Here is a 13,641-nt window from a genome sequence, read left to right on the forward strand (position 1 = left end):
CCCGATGTCCAGTCTTCGCCCGTCGCCGATCGCGCCGACCGTCGATTTCGATCGCGGCGGCGTCCAGCATGGATTCCTGCGCCTGCCCCATAGCCGCGACGACTCGGCCTGGGGCTCGGTGATGATCCCGATCTGCGTCATCCGCAACGGCAAGGGGCCGACGGCGCTGCTGACCGGCGGCAATCATGGCGACGAGTATGAAGGGCCGCTGGCGCTCTACGAACTTGCCAGGACGCTCGATCCCGACCAGGTCAGCGGCACGGTGATCATCGTGCCGGCGATGAACTATCCGGCCTTTCGGGCCGGCACGCGCACCTCGCCGATCGACAAGGGCAACATGAACCGCAGCTTTCCCGGCCGGCCCGACGGCACGGTGACGCAGAAGATCGCCGATTATTTCCAACGCGAGCTGCTTCCCCGCGCCGACATCGTCTTCGACTTCCATTCCGGTGGCAAAACGCTGGATTTCGTGCCGTTCTGCGCCGCCCATACCTTGCCCGACAAGGCGCTGGAGCAGAAAGCCTTTGCCGCGGTGGCGGCATTCTCGGCACCGTTCTCGATGCGCATGACCGAGATCGACGCAATCGGCATGTATGACACGGCGGCCGAAGAAATGGGCAAGGTCTTCGTCACCACCGAGCTCGGCGGCGGCGGCACCTCGCGAGCCGAGACGGTGCGGATCGCCCGGCGCGGCATCCTCAACGTGTTGCGTCGTGCCGGTATCGTCGCCGGGGCGGTCGAGACGGGCAAAACCCAGTGGCTGGACATGCCCTCGGGAGATTGCTTCTGCTTCGCCGAGGACGACGGCATGATCGAAACCATGATCGATCTCGGCGAGCCCGTCGAAGCGGGCGTGGTTCTGGCGCGTATCCATTCCACCGGCCGCACCGGCGTTGCTCCGCAGGATATCCGGGCGAAAATGTCGGGCATGCTGGCGGCGCGGCATTTTCCTGGCCTGGTCAAGGCTGGCGACTGCGCCGCGGTGGTCGCCGTGAAGGTCGATTGACTGATGTGATTTCCCCGCCCGGACCATGCCGGGCGGACGCCGCTGCCAGCGGACCGGTTCGCTGCTGCTTGCTCTGGAGCGAATCACCGCCTGCCACCGGTTCGTAGGAATTGCGCGGAGTTTCAGCCCTGCGCTGGCTTGCGTTCGACGATGTAGATGTGGTCGGCCGCCAGCACCACCTCGCCGCGCTGGTTGATCACCTCGCAGCGCTCGATCACCCGCCCCGAGGTGGGCCGCTTGGGGTCGTCCTCCTTGGCCGCGATGGTGGTGCGCGTGCGGATCGTGTCGCCGATGAACACCGGCTTGATGAAGCGCAGCCGGTCATAGCCATAGGAAAAGGCGACAGGGTTGATCACGTTCGCCGTCAGCCCGATGCCGACCGAGAACACCAGCGTGCCGTGCGCGATGCGCTGGCCGAACGGCGTCGTCTTCATGAACTCGGCGTCCATGTGGTGCGGGAAGAAATCGCCGGTGTGGCCGGCATGGACGATGAAGTCGGTCTCGGTGATCGTGCGGCCGCTGGTCAGCCGCGTCGAGCCGATCTCGTAGTCTTCGAAATAGGTGATCTGTTCCATGTCCTGCCTTACGGCTTTTCGGCCAGCGGCGTCGCCGGCGCCGCGCTCGATTTATAGGCGGCTTCCACCAGCGCCATGGTGGTCCAGGCGTCCTCGACCGAACTGACCAGCTTGTCGTCCTCTCCGCAAGCAAAGCGCTGGACATTGGCCATGCGCCCGACAAAGGCGTCGGGAAACCATTCGCCGGCCAAAGGCACGGCAATCCAATCGGTCCCGCCTTTCGGATAGATCTCCAGAATGTCCGGCTCGCCACGGGGATAGTCGAGGTTGAGGCCGAGCTTGAGATAAGCGGCACCTTCCGTGCCGCAGATGCGGAACTCGCAGGCCTGATGCCGGCGCCCGAACTTGTGGTCGTGATTGATCGACAGCGCGCAACGCACCGTATCGCCATAGTCGAGAATGGCGCTGGTGCGCGTCTGCGCCACCTTGTGGTTGGGATGGCCGAGTGTCTTGGCGTGGACGCCCCTGGGGTCGCCGAGCAATTGCCGGATCAGGTCGAGATAATGGATCGAATGCATGGCGATCTCGACGCGCGGCGCCTTGAGCAGGAATTCCCACAATTGCCACGGCGTCGCCAGCGCCAGCCAGGCGTCGAAGTCGACGACCTCGCCGAGCCAGCCCTTGGCGATCGCGTCCTTCAGCGCCAGCATCATCGGCGCAAAGCGCAACTGGAAATTCACGGCCGCCTTGAGATTCCCAGCGCGGCAGATTTCGAGGATTTCGGTTGCCTCGCCGAGATAATTGCCCATCGGCTTCTGGACCAGCGCGAACGCACCGTCGGGCAGGACCTTCAGGATCTCGGCGTGCCGCCCCGGTGGTGTTGCCAGATCGAAGATCGCGTCCTTCGCTTCAGCGGCCTCTTCCACCGAGCGGAACGCCGTCACGCTCCATCTATCGGCCAGGGCCTGCGCCTTGGCCTGGTCCGGATCGTAGAGGCCTGCGATCGGAAATCCCGCCTTCCGGTAGGCCGGAAAATGCGCGTCGCCGACGATAGATCCGGCACCGAAGGTGACGATCGGCCGGGGTTTTGAGGGTTTTGGCCAGGACTGGATGAGCGAGGCGGGGTCGAAACCGGCCTCAGTCATGGTGGAAGACTTCGTCCATCGAAGCCCACCACTCACCTTCCTTGCGGGTTGCAAGCGGCTCTTGGCAGGGCACGCAGACGGACCACCATTCCTGCGTCTTCGGGTCGGCCGCCATCTTGGCCATATCGGCCGCGTAGTCGGTGCCGTGATATTCGTAATAGGAAAACAACAGGTTCTCCGGCCGCTTCAGGTAGATCGAATAATTCTTGATGTTGCAGGCCGAGATCATGGTCAGCACATCCGGCCAGACGGCGGCATGGAGGCGGACATATTCCTCGACCTTTTCCGGCTTCAGCCCCAGAACCATTCCCATCCGCTGCATGTTCGTTCCCCTATTTCGTGATCGCCGTGGTGAATTCGGCGATGCTCATGGCCTTGACCGCGTCCCAGTCCCAATCGATGCCGATACCGGGCTCGTCGGGCGCCAGCGCATGCCCATCCTCGATGCGCATGTGCCTGCCGGTCAACTGGTCGAGTTGCGGAATGTACTCGACATACCTGCCGTTCTGAACAGCACAGGTCAGGCTGACATGCAATTCCATCAGGAAATGCGGGCAAACCGGAATGTCGAAGGCTTCCGCCGCATGGGCGATCTTGAGCCAGGGGGTGATGCCGCCGATGCGGCCGACATCGACCTGCACGACCGAGCAGGCGCCTTTCTGCATGTATTCGCGGAAGTGGCGCATGGAATAGAGCGATTCGCCAACCGCGATCGGCGTCGGCGTCGAGCTCGACAACCTGATATGTCCGTCGATGTCGTCGGCCGGCAGCGGCTCCTCGATCCATGCGAGATCGAGTTCGCGCAACCTCGCCGCACGCCGGATCGCCTCGTCCACCGAGAAGCCCTGATTGGCGTCGGTCATGATCTCGTAGCCGTCGCCGACCGCCTTTCGCACCGCCGACAGGCGCGCGAGATCCTCAGACCCATGCGGCCTGCCGATCTTCACCTTCGAGCCACGAAATCCCTTCGCCTTGGCGGCCAGCGCATCGTCGACCAGCGCCTGCGTATCGATATGCAGCCAGCCGCCTTCGGTCGTGTAGAGCGGGCAGCGGTCCTTGGCGCCACCGGCGAGCTTCCATAACGGCAGGTTCTGTTTCTTCGCCCTGAGGTCCCATAGTGCGGTGTCAATCGCCGCGATGGCGATCGCGGTGATCGCACCGATCGTGGTGGCGTGGGTGGCGAATTCGAGATCGTGCCAGATCGCCTCGATCATATCAGGATCGCGGCCGATCAGGCGCGGCACCAGGTGGTCGGACAAGAGCCGCATCACCGACGAACCGCCGGTGCCGATCGTGTAGCTGTAACCGGTGCCGACCGCGCCGTCGGAATCGGTGATCGTCACGATAGGCGTTTCCTGGCTGACGAAGCTCTGGATGGCGTCTGTGCGCTTGACCTTTGGTACAAGGTCCACCATCCGCAGTTCGATTTTCTCGATCCTTGCCATGTCGGTCAGCTCCGCAATGTCTTTCCGGTCTCGGTGGCAAACAGATGCGCCTGCGACAGGTCGAGACTCATGGCTACGCGCTCGCCGGATCGCAGCGGGCGGGGGTTCAGCATGCGCGAGACCCAATCGCTGCCGTTGAACTCGACGAACACCAGCGTCTCGTTGCCGAGCGGTTCGGTGACGGTGATCGGCAATTCGATCTGGTGCACGTCGGCGGAACTTCCCGAACTGATGCCATGGCCGGTCGGGTAGATGTCGTCGGGTCGCAGCCCGAACACGACCTTGTCGCCGATGGCGACATTGGCCTTGAACTGGCTGGGCAGCGGCAGCTTGGCGCCGCTGGCGAAAGCCAGCTGGCCATCGTCTATCGTGGCCTCATGCAGGTTCATAGGCGGCGAGCCGATGAAGCCGGCGACAAAGCGTGTCGCCGGGCGCCGGAAAACCTCGTCTGGCGTGCCGACCTGTTCGATGTAGCCGTCGCGCATGATGACGATGCGGTCGGCAAGCGTCATCGCCTCGACCTGGTCGTGGGTGACGTAGATCACCGTCGATTGGACCTTTGCATGCAGCTTCTTGATCTCGGTGCGCATCTGCGTGCGAAGCTTGGCATCGAGATTGGAAAGCGGCTCGTCGAACAGGAAGACATCGGGGTCGCGCACGATGGCGCGGCCCATGGCGACGCGCTGGCGTTGTCCGCCGGAGAGTTGCGACGGGCGGCGGTCGAGCAAAGTATCGAGCCCGAGGATGGCTGAAGCCTCGGCGACACGGGTGTCCATATCCTCCTTGGCGGCACCGGCGATCTTCAGCGAGAAGCCGAGGTTCTCGCGCACCGTCATATGCGGGTAGAGCGCATAGGACTGGAACACCATCGAGATGTTGCGCGAGCGCGGCGGCAGGTCGTTGACGACGCGCCCGCCGATCTCGATCGAGCCGGCGCTGATCTCTTCCAGCCCGGCGATCATGCGCAACGTCGTCGACTTGCCGCAGCCTGACGGGCCGACCAGCGCGATGAATTCGCGGTCCGTGATGTCGAGGTCGATGCCATGCACGATCTGGATATTGCCGTAGCGCTTGGTCAGCTTTTTGAGGGAAACCGTTGCCATTGGATCAGCCTTTCACCGCGCCGGAGGTCAGGCCGCCGACAAGGTGTTTCTGGACGATAAAAGTGAGGGTGAGCGCCGGGATGATCATCACAACGGCGAGCGCGCACATGCCGCGCCAGTCGATGGTGAACTCGGCCGTGTAGTCGAGCAGGCCGACCGGCAGCGTCTTGGCGCTGACCGAGCGGGTTAGTTGGGAAGCCAGCGCGAACTCGTTCCAGCAGGTCAGGAAGGCGAAGATCGCCGCCGACGCAATGCCCGGTCCGGCGAGCGGAAACTCGACCTGCCAGAAGGCCTGCCAGCGCGTGCAGCCATCGATCTGCGCTGCTTCCGCGAGGTCCTTCGGCACCTGGCGGAAGAAGCCGTCGATCAGCCAGATGGTGAAAGGCACATTGAGTGCGACATAGGCGAGGATCAGCCCGAAATGCGTGTCGATGATGCCGAGCCGCACATAGAGGAAGAACAGCGGCAGCGACAGCGCGACGCCCGGCACCGTGCGCGTCAGCATCAGGCCGAGGAAGACGCTCGACTTGCCGCGGAAGCGGTAGCGCGCGAAGGCATAGCCACCGGCCATGCCGATGGCGACCGCGATAACCGTCGAGGTCACCGAGATGATCAGCGAGTTGCGGAAATACTCGATGACCGGAATGCCGCCCTTGCCGATGCCCGAGAACATCGTGAGATAGGCATCGAACGAAATGTCCTGCGGGATCCACACCGGCGGCTTGGCCATGATCTCGACCGTCGGCCGCAGCGACGACAGAACGATCCAGAGGCCGGGCAGGCAGATCGTCAGCATCGCCAGGAACAGGCCGATACAATAGAGGATATCAAGCAGCCGGCGCTTGAGGCGGGCGGAAGAATTCTCGTCCATCTTCACCACCCCGCCCTTCACCACTCGGCACCGATCTGCGTGCGCGCCGCGGCGAGCTTGTTGAAGAAGTAGACGGTGAAGGCGATCGACAGCAGGATCGAGAAATAGGCCATGGCGTTGGCCATTCCCATGCGTCCGTCGCTATAGGCGGTGCGCGCCACCAGCGTCCAAAGCAGTTCGGTGCGGCCGGCCGGCCCACCATCGGTCATGATCTTGACGATGTCATAGGCGCGAGCCACGTCGAGCGAGCGGATGGTCATGGCGATGTAGGCGAAGGGCATGACGAACGGCCACGTCACATAGCGGAATGTCTGCCACGGCGTGCAGCCATCGACGCGAGCCGCCTCGATTGGTTCCTTGGGCATGGCGAGCAGCCCCGCCAAGATCAGGATGGCGAAGATCGCCGTCGACGACCAGATCTCGGCGACTGAAATGGCGATGAAGGCGAGATGGCCTTCGATCAGCCACGGGATGGCGTCGCTGGTGATGCCGAGCGACTGCAGCGCGTTGTTCACCAAGCCGATATTGTCGTTGAACATGAACTTGAACTGAAAGCCGACGAGGATCGGCGAGAACATCATCGGAAACATCATCAGCGTGCGCAGGATGCGCTGGCCGCGCGTCGCCTTCTCGACCAGCATGGCGAGGCCGAGGCCAAGCAGCATTTCAAGATTGAGCGCGATCGTCAGCAGCAGAACCGTGCGCCCGAACGCCCACCAGAAATCGATATTGGCCAGGATCGAAAGATAGTTCCGCAAGCCGATGAAGACGAAAAACGTCTCGGGCTTGGTCAGCCGGAAAGGCGTGAAGCTGGAATAGAGCGAGAGAAGCAACGGCACCACCACGACCGCCGCCAGCACGATGAACGCCGGAAGCAGCAGCAGGAATGGTGCGGATGGCTTGAAGCCCTTCATCGGGGTCCTTTGGTATCTGGCATGCAATTTTGGGGCCGGGGCCTGACCGGTGAATGGACAGCACCGGCAAGACGCGATCGTCTCCCCCATTGACAGTGGGGGAGGCGGTCTTGGGAACAATGCCTAGAGTTTGCCGGCGTCCTGCAGGATCTGCGTCGCCTTGGCGGCGGCTTCATCCAGTGCCTGCTTGGAGGTCTTGTCGCCGAGGATAGCGGCCTGCAACTCGGGATAGACGGCGTTCGAGATCTCGATCCACTCAGGCGTCTGCGGCACGGCAAAGGCGTGCTTGGCTTCTTCCTGGAAAGCCGACAGAACCTCCTTCTTGTAAGGATCGTTCGCGGCCTGCTGCAGGTCCCAATCCCAGACCGCGGTGCGCGTTGGCAGCGGGCCGGCGGCGGCCTCGAGCTTCTGGCTGTCCTCGTTGGTCAGCCACCATACGAGCGACGCGGCGGCCTCCTTGTTCGGGCAATTCTCGGTCACCGAGAAACCATGGAAGCCCGACCAGCCCGTGCGCACTCCAGCGGAGCCTTTCGGCGCGACCTTGACGCCGACATTCCCGGCGACCTTCGACGACTTCGGGTCGTTGAAGAATCCGGCCCAGCCCGGCCAGTCCAGATTGATGGCGACGGTGCCCGAAGCAAAGCCCTGGCCGAGATCGTCCCAGAGGTAGTTGGTGGTTCCGGCCGGCACGGCCTTGGCCTTGTAGAGGTTGACGAACCAGTCGAGCGCCCGGATGCCGGCCTCGGAATTGAAGACCGGCTTGCCGTCCTTGTCGAGATATTCGCCGCCCTCGGCGACGACCATTTCGTAGAAGCGGCCGTTGATCGCCTCTTCCTTGCCGGCGAACTGGGTGCCGTAGAAATTGGGTGGATTGGCGAAGAACTCGGCCTGGTCGGTGACTTCCTTCCAGGTGTCCGGTGGCACCAGGTCGTAGCCGTATTTGGCCTTGAATTTGGTCTTGTTGTCGGCGTTTTCGTACAGGCTCTTCTGGTAGTAGAGCGCCGAAACGTCGAACTGCGCACGCGGCAGCATCTCCAGCTTGCCGTCGATGGTTGCCGCCTTGATCGTCGACGGCACGAAGCCGTCGATCTCCGACTTCGGCAGGAGCTTGCTGAGATCGGTGTAGAGGCCGGTGTACTGCGGCGCGAAGGAGGAATGGTTCCAGCCGACGCACCAGTTGGTGCTGCCCGAGGCGATGTCGGACTTGAGCTCCTTGTCGATGTCGAAGCCGTTTTTCTTGGTCAGGATATTGACCTTGGCGCCGGTCACCTTCTCCCATTCCGGGATGCGCTCGTAGAGCTTTTCATATTGCTGGCCGCCGATCAGCTTTACGTCGACGGTCACGCCTTCGAACTTGCCGGGCAGGTCGCCGGCAAGGGCAGCTCCCGCGCCAAATGCGAGTGCCAATGCGCCGGCGGACACGCCGGAAAGCAGTCTGTTCATTGATATCCTCCCTTGGTGCGCCTCAGCGGCGACCGCAACTCGTCTGATGACAAGAAGTCCTACATTCATATACAAACAAAACATTCATAGACACGTCAAGGGCGAAATTTGTTTCCGCCAGCCGCGTTCCTGCGTATATGAAGAGCTGAATTCACTGGAGGGACGAGCCATGGACGACAGCGAAGACGAGCGCTACCGCGCGCCGGCGCTCGACAAGGGGCTCGACATCCTCGAACTGCTGGCTGGCGTCGACGGCGGCCTGACGCAGGCGGAAATCGCCAAGAAACTCGACCGCAGCCCCAATGAATTTTATCGCATGCTGGACCGGCTGGTGCGGCGTGGCTACGTCACGCGGCTGGACGGCGACCGCTATTCGCTGACGCTCAAGCTGTTTGGCCTGGCGCAATTGCACGCGCCGGTGCGGCGGCTGGTTTCCTATGCGACGCCGCTGATGCGCGAGTTGGCCGAGACCTCGCAGCAAGCCAACCAACTCGTTGTTTTTGATCGCGGTTCCGCTGTCGTGATCGGCCAGCAGGAGGCGCCGAACTACTGGGGGATTTCGATCCGTGTCGGCTCCCACATTAGCCTGTTCGATACCGGTTCAGGCCACGTCCTGCTCGCCTTCCGTTCGCCGGAAGAGCGGCAGATGATGATCTCGGAGCATGTCCGCAGCACCGACAAGACCGCGCAGCCGGCCGAGTTCTTCGCCCGTCTCGACCAGATCCGCGACCGCGGCTACGAGATGATGGCTTCCATGCAGACCGCAGGCGTCTTCAATCTCTCCGCCCCGGTGCGCGGTTCCGACGGCAAGGCCATCGCGGCGCTGTCGATCCCCTACATAACCGTGGTCAACGCGCCGTCCGCGCCCGATATCACCCGGACCATCGAGCTGTTGCTGGCAACCTGCGAAAAGCTGTCGCACCTGGCCGGGTCGGCCGTCGGTTCATCGGCATGAATTCTTATTTGAATGAAGAATTCCCCCGTGAGATGATCTGAGAAAACCAGCGGAGGAGCATCGTCATGATCATCGATACCCATTTGCATCTCATCGATCGCTCGGTGCTGCGCTATCCCTGGCTGGCCGGCGAGCCGGCACTGAACCGCGATTTCTCCTATGAAGAATACGCCACGGAGGCCCAGCGTGTCGGCGTCGGGTGCGTGCTGCATATGGAGGTGGATGTCGACCCGGCTGACATCGAGGCGGAAACCGCCCGTGTCGAGGGCCTGTCGCGGCAAGCGGGCAGCATGCTCACCGGGGCGATTGCATCTTGCCGTCCCGAGGAGGCGGATTTCCCTGCCTATCTTGAACGCCAGCGGGCAAATCCCTTCGTCAAAGGCTTTCGCCGTGTCCTCCACGTCGTGCCGGACGATCTTTCGGAAGGGGCATTGTTCCGTGACAACATCAAGCGGCTTGGCGGCACCGGTCTGACGTTCGACCTCGTCGTGCTGCCGCACCAGATTCCCAAGGCGATGGCGCTCGCCGATCTGGCTCCCGATGTCCAGTTCGTGCTCGATCATTGCGGTGTCCCCGACATCAAGGGCAACGCTGAGCATCCCTGGCGTGAACACATGAGCGGGATCGCACGGCGCCCGAACGTGATGGCCAAGGTCTCCGGCGTGGTCGCCTATTCGGACTCCGGCAGTTGGACGGTCGAGACACTCCGGCCTTACGTCGAACACACCATCAATTCATTCGGCTGGGACCGTGTGGTCTGGGGTAGCGACTGGCCGGTCTGTACGCTTGGTGGTGGTCTCTCGACATGGGTGGCGGCGACACATGCGCTGCTTGCCGGCTGCAGTGTCTCGGAACGCGACAAGCTGTTGTCGGGTAACGCCCGAAAGCTGTGGCGGTTGAAGTAACGATCCAGTTCAGGTCCCTCAGGTGGCCGCCTGCGTACTGGCCCGGAACAGGCTGATGAGATCGGCGACGACCTGGCCGGCCGGGTGGCCGGAGGTCAGGCCGGAATTGATGCGGTCGGATGCCGCCTGCTGGAACGCCATGTAGCCGTCACGGCGCGGCCGCACCCAGGCGCCGTCCAGCGTCGCGCGCGTGTCCCGATAGAAATTGCCGGTCGCTTCATTGACCGTCTGGTCTTCCCAGGCAGCCGCATGGCCCGGCTGGCCGCCGGCGGCAGCATAGATGCCGCGCTGGACACCGCCGCTGGCGACCCAGTAGGCGAAATCGATCGCGGCGTCTTTCGCCTTGGAAAAGGCCGAGACCGCAATGCCTGTGCCGCCGAGCGCCGAGCCGATCGGGCCATTGGAACCAATGACCGGGATATCGGCAAAGGCCAGCCTGTTCGCGCGAAAACCCGACGCCGCATAAGAGACATAGCCATAGATCAGCGGCGCACAGACAATTCGGGAGCCGGCCTCGGCCATGCGCTCCGAAACGGCGATCGGGTCCATGTCGAAGCAGGTGGGGTCGACCAGCGCCGCGATCTCTCGCATCGTCTCGAAGACTTCGCAGCCCATCTCGACGTCGATAAGATCGCCCGACGGCTCGGTCGCGCAAGGGCGTCCGAGATTGCCGGCCAGCGTGTAGAATGTCATCAGGCAATGCGGTGGCCGCAGTGGCAGCAACACGCGGCCCTGCCGGGCAAGATCGAGCATCTCGCTCCACGTCGCTGCCGGCGCATCGAGCGCGTCCGGCCGCCAGGCCTGCACCTGCGCCGCCGCGTCGATCGGAAACGCCCATTGCCGGCCCTGCCAGGTGTAACTCGGATAGGACTGGCCGACGCTGCCCGAGGCAAGCGCGGCGCGCTGCGCCTCGCGGCCGGTGACGTCGAGAGGCTCAAGACAGCGCTCCGCCGTGATCTGGCCGACATGCGGATGGTCGATGACGATCAAATCATAGGCGCGCGCCAGCTCCTCGACCGGGAAGGATTCGAAATCCTGCAGCGAACGCTTATCCCACCCGATCGCAACGCCGGTTTTCCGCTCCCACAGAGATGAACACGCGATCATCGGATCATAGCCGCGCGGGTGGCTCCAGGTCATGCCCCTGAGTGTGGGCTTAAGGAAGCGCGTGCTCACAGGCCGAACTCCTCGCGGATTTTCGCACTGTGCTCGCCGATGCGCGGCGCCGCGCGGTCGACCTTGGCTCTGATCCCATCAACCCTGAGCGGCGAACTGGTGGTCAGGATCGAGACATCATCCTCACGCGTCACCGTCTGCAGCATGTCGAGCGACTGGAAACCCTGGCTTGCCAGCATCTCCGGCCAGTTCAACACCTTGGCGCACCAGATGTCGGCCGGCTCCAGGATTTCGAGCCATTCGTCGATGGTCCTGGTGGCGATCCTCTGGGCGATGATCGCCTTGATATCGTCGCGCGCGGTGAACCAGGATGCCGGCTTGTCGCGATAGGGGGCCAACTCGCTGAGCGACAAGAGGTCGGCGAGCTTGGGGATAGGCGTCATGGCGATGGCGAGATATCCGTCCTTGGCCGGATAGACGCCATAAGGCGCGGAGAGATAGGCATGCGCGCTGCGGAAACTTGAGCGCCTGGGCAGGCGACGACCGTCATTGAGATGCGTGGTCAGCACCTCGAACTGGAAGTCGACCAGCGCTTCCAGAAGGCTGGTCTCTATATGGCTTCCCTGACCGGTGATGCCGCGCCGCACCAGTGCGGCCAGGATGCCTTGCGCGCAGGCCGCACCCGCCAGCATGTCGCCGATGGCGAGCCCGAACGGCACCGGCCCCTGGTCTTCGTCGCCATTCAGCCACATCACGCCGGAGCGCGACTGTGCCAGCAGATCCTGGCCCGGGCGCTTCACCCACGGACCCTCCTCGCCATAGCCGCTGATCGAGGCATAGACCAGGCGCGGGTTGATCTGGCGGACGGCCTCGTAGTCGAGGCCAAGGCGTTCGATGACGCCGGGCCGGAAATTCTGGATCAGCACATCGGCCTTGGCCAGCAGCCCGCGCAATGCCTTGAGGTCCGCTTCCTTCTTCAAATCGATGGCGAGGCTTTCCTTGGCCCGGTTGATGGCATGGAAGATCGTCGAATCGCCGCCGATCTCGGTGTCGCTGAGATAGAGCCGGCGCGACAGATCGCCTCCGTCAGGACGCTCGACCTTGATGACGCGGGCGCCGAGATCGAGCAGCCTGAGCGAGCAGTACGGCCCGGACAGGAATTGGCTCATGTCGACGACGACGAGGCCGGCCAGCGGCAATTCGGCTGCTGCCGGCATCTCTATTTCTCCGTCTTGCCGACGAAATCGGCAGGGTTGCGGTACTTCACCGTCTGCAGATGCTCGCAATAGAGCACCAGCTCGCCTTCGCCCTTGAACACCTCATAGCTGGCGCGGATCAGCCCCATCTCTCTATAGCGGGGCTTCTTGTCGAGGTTGGAACGGATCGAATAGATCGTATCGCCGATGAAGACGGGCTTTATGAAGCGGAGCTTGTCATAGCCGTAGGAGAAGGCGTTGACGCAGTTGGTGGCGACCAGCCCCAGCCCAGCCGAAAAGACGAACGCGCCGGCGATCAGCCGCTTGCCGAAAATGCCCTCGCTCTCGGCGAACATCTGGTCCTGCACGTAAGGGTGGATATCAAGCACCAGCGTGTTGAAGAGGTGGCTGTCGCCTTCCGCCATGGTGCGTCGCAACGAACGGATCTTCTGGCCGACGGGCCAATCTTCGTAGAACCAGTTCTCGGCGTTCCACACCGGTAGCGCGGCATGATCTGCAGGCATATTCTTGGGGTACGTCGAGGCAATGCCGACGGTTGGCGCGAAATCGTTCATGGCTCAATCCACCGGTCTCGCGGGAGCGCCCAGGTGATCATTCGAGCACGCATCGAAGCGCCTGATTGCACGATGTCTCCTCCTCGCCAATCTTCTTTTGTAAATACTATTTTCACATATGGGGCTATGTTGCAAGCGAGGACAGGCGAAATTTGGCCGGTTTTGCGCGCGGAAGCGCGGGCAGGGCAGGAGCAAATCATGCGCGGTGCCTGGAATGGCCTGTCTCGGTGTTTGTCGGCAGCCTGAACCGGGAGACGCATTATTTTCACGGCGCCGGCGGTGCTGTCTCCGCCGTCGAGATCAGCACGCCGATTTGCGTCAAGATCGTGGCTTGCTCCCCAGGGCGTAGTGACGATTTAACTACCTGAGCCAGATAGCGATAGCGGCAAGTTTGACAAAGCCCATGAAGTTGGCGAGCAACTTGTCGTATCGTGTTGCGACGCGGCGGAACT

The 13,641-nt window shown here is 62.8% G+C and carries 14 protein-coding genes and 1 pseudogene; 3 read left to right on the top strand and 12 right to left on the bottom strand.

Annotation, left to right across the window (positions count from 1 at the left end; all coding sequences use genetic code 11):
* The first annotated feature begins 4 nt into the window (after positions 1-4).
* Positions 5-1,006 (top strand): N(2)-acetyl-L-2,4-diaminobutanoate deacetylase DoeB, encoded by a 1,002-nt coding sequence (doeB, locus tag M653_RS0121550; protein ID WP_027145213.1) that lies wholly within the window; start codon positions 5-7, stop codon positions 1,004-1,006.
* Between the two features lie 122 nt (positions 1,007-1,128).
* Here the strand turns inward: doeB and M653_RS0121555 are convergent, their stop codons facing one another.
* The 8 genes from M653_RS0121555 to M653_RS0121590 form a co-directional block, all read right to left on the bottom strand.
* On the bottom strand, positions 1,129-1,581 hold the full coding sequence (locus M653_RS0121555) for a MaoC/PaaZ C-terminal domain-containing protein (protein ID WP_027145214.1): 453 nt from the start codon (positions 1,579-1,581) through the stop codon (positions 1,129-1,131).
* Between the two features lie 8 nt (positions 1,582-1,589).
* Entirely contained in the window at positions 1,590-2,666 is a 1,077-nt protein-coding gene (locus M653_RS0121560; protein WP_027145215.1) for a Gfo/Idh/MocA family oxidoreductase, read from the bottom strand.
* Positions 2,659-2,988, bottom strand: a complete 330-nt coding sequence (locus tag M653_RS0121565) for an L-rhamnose mutarotase (protein ID WP_027145216.1) — start codon at positions 2,986-2,988, stop codon at positions 2,659-2,661. The genes M653_RS0121560 and M653_RS0121565 overlap by 8 nt, the downstream gene beginning before the upstream one ends.
* Positions 2,989-2,998: 10 nt before the next feature.
* Positions 2,999-4,111 (bottom strand): mandelate racemase/muconate lactonizing enzyme family protein, encoded by a 1,113-nt coding sequence (locus tag M653_RS0121570; protein WP_027145217.1) that lies wholly within the window; start codon positions 4,109-4,111, stop codon positions 2,999-3,001.
* A gap of 5 nt (positions 4,112-4,116) precedes the next feature.
* Positions 4,117-5,214 carry a sn-glycerol-3-phosphate ABC transporter ATP-binding protein UgpC gene (ugpC, locus tag M653_RS0121575; protein WP_027145218.1) on the bottom strand — a complete coding sequence of 366 codons (1,098 nt, stop codon included), beginning with the start codon at positions 5,212-5,214 and terminating at the stop codon, positions 4,117-4,119.
* 4 nt (positions 5,215-5,218) lie between these two features.
* Positions 5,219-6,085 (bottom strand): carbohydrate ABC transporter permease, encoded by an 867-nt coding sequence (locus M653_RS0121580; protein WP_027145219.1) that lies wholly within the window; start codon positions 6,083-6,085, stop codon positions 5,219-5,221.
* Positions 6,086-6,102: 17 nt separating this feature from the next.
* Entirely contained in the window at positions 6,103-6,999 is an 897-nt protein-coding gene (locus M653_RS0121585; protein WP_027145220.1) for a sugar ABC transporter permease, read from the bottom strand.
* A gap of 123 nt (positions 7,000-7,122) precedes the next feature.
* Positions 7,123-8,442, bottom strand: coding sequence for a sugar ABC transporter substrate-binding protein (locus tag M653_RS0121590; protein WP_027145221.1), 1,320 nt, complete (start codon positions 8,440-8,442; stop codon positions 7,123-7,125).
* A gap of 169 nt (positions 8,443-8,611) precedes the next feature.
* On the opposite strand from M653_RS0121590, the gene M653_RS0121595 reads away from it, so the two are divergent.
* Both M653_RS0121595 and M653_RS0121600 read left to right on the top strand, forming a co-directional pair.
* Positions 8,612-9,397, top strand: coding sequence for an IclR family transcriptional regulator (locus M653_RS0121595; protein ID WP_023771193.1), 786 nt, complete (start codon positions 8,612-8,614; stop codon positions 9,395-9,397).
* Between the two features lie 65 nt (positions 9,398-9,462).
* Positions 9,463-10,302 (top strand): amidohydrolase, encoded by an 840-nt coding sequence (locus M653_RS0121600; RefSeq protein ID WP_027145222.1) that lies wholly within the window; start codon positions 9,463-9,465, stop codon positions 10,300-10,302.
* A gap of 18 nt (positions 10,303-10,320) precedes the next feature.
* Here the strand turns inward: M653_RS0121600 and M653_RS0121605 are convergent, their stop codons facing one another.
* The 4 genes and pseudogenes from M653_RS0121605 to M653_RS1000000135880 form a co-directional block, all read right to left on the bottom strand.
* Complete coding sequence (locus M653_RS0121605; protein WP_084636796.1) at positions 10,321-11,442, bottom strand: extracellular solute-binding protein; 1,122 nt, start codon at positions 11,440-11,442, stop codon at positions 10,321-10,323.
* A 32-nt stretch (positions 11,443-11,474) separates the two neighbouring features.
* Positions 11,475-12,635: a CaiB/BaiF CoA-transferase family protein gene (locus M653_RS0121610; protein ID WP_027145224.1), complete on the bottom strand. Its 1,161-nt coding sequence runs from the start codon at positions 12,633-12,635 to the stop codon at positions 11,475-11,477.
* Positions 12,636-12,637: 2 nt separating this feature from the next.
* Positions 12,638-13,189 carry a MaoC family dehydratase gene (locus M653_RS0121615; RefSeq protein ID WP_027145225.1) on the bottom strand — a complete coding sequence of 184 codons (552 nt, stop codon included), beginning with the start codon at positions 13,187-13,189 and terminating at the stop codon, positions 12,638-12,640.
* Between the two features lie 360 nt (positions 13,190-13,549).
* A pseudogene (locus tag M653_RS1000000135880) lies at positions 13,550-13,641 on the bottom strand (IS5/IS1182 family transposase); the annotation flags it as partial.

It is taken from the genome of Mesorhizobium sp. WSM3626, from assembly GCF_000513935.1.
GTDB lineage: Bacteria > Pseudomonadota > Alphaproteobacteria > Rhizobiales > Rhizobiaceae > Mesorhizobium > Mesorhizobium salmacidum.

Excerpts from the sequence above, each read along its gene's own strand:
- M653_RS0121605 (WP_084636796.1), bottom strand. The coding sequence starts at position 11,442 with ATGACCTGGAGCCACCCGCGCGGCTATGATCCGATGATCGCGTGTTCA.
- M653_RS0121585 (WP_027145220.1), bottom strand. The coding sequence starts at position 6,999 with ATGAAGGGCTTCAAGCCATCCGCACCATTCCTGCTGCTGCTTCCGGCG.
- doeB (WP_027145213.1), top strand. The coding sequence starts at position 5 with ATGTCCAGTCTTCGCCCGTCGCCGATCGCGCCGACCGTCGATTTCGAT.
- M653_RS0121600 (WP_027145222.1), top strand. The coding sequence starts at position 9,463 with ATGATCATCGATACCCATTTGCATCTCATCGATCGCTCGGTGCTGCGC.
- M653_RS0121580 (WP_027145219.1), bottom strand. The coding sequence starts at position 6,085 with ATGGACGAGAATTCTTCCGCCCGCCTCAAGCGCCGGCTGCTTGATATC.
- M653_RS0121610 (WP_027145224.1), bottom strand. The coding sequence starts at position 12,635 with ATGCCGGCAGCAGCCGAATTGCCGCTGGCCGGCCTCGTCGTCGTCGAC.
- M653_RS0121595 (WP_023771193.1), top strand. The coding sequence starts at position 8,612 with ATGGACGACAGCGAAGACGAGCGCTACCGCGCGCCGGCGCTCGACAAG.
- M653_RS0121565 (WP_027145216.1), bottom strand. The coding sequence starts at position 2,988 with ATGCAGCGGATGGGAATGGTTCTGGGGCTGAAGCCGGAAAAGGTCGAG.
- M653_RS0121570 (WP_027145217.1), bottom strand. The coding sequence starts at position 4,111 with ATGGCAAGGATCGAGAAAATCGAACTGCGGATGGTGGACCTTGTACCA.
- M653_RS0121560 (WP_027145215.1), bottom strand. The coding sequence starts at position 2,666 with ATGACTGAGGCCGGTTTCGACCCCGCCTCGCTCATCCAGTCCTGGCCA.
- M653_RS0121615 (WP_027145225.1), bottom strand. The coding sequence starts at position 13,189 with ATGAACGATTTCGCGCCAACCGTCGGCATTGCCTCGACGTACCCCAAG.
- M653_RS0121555 (WP_027145214.1), bottom strand. The coding sequence starts at position 1,581 with ATGGAACAGATCACCTATTTCGAAGACTACGAGATCGGCTCGACGCGG.
- M653_RS0121590 (WP_027145221.1), bottom strand. The coding sequence starts at position 8,442 with ATGAACAGACTGCTTTCCGGCGTGTCCGCCGGCGCATTGGCACTCGCA.
- ugpC (WP_027145218.1), bottom strand. The coding sequence starts at position 5,214 with ATGGCAACGGTTTCCCTCAAAAAGCTGACCAAGCGCTACGGCAATATC.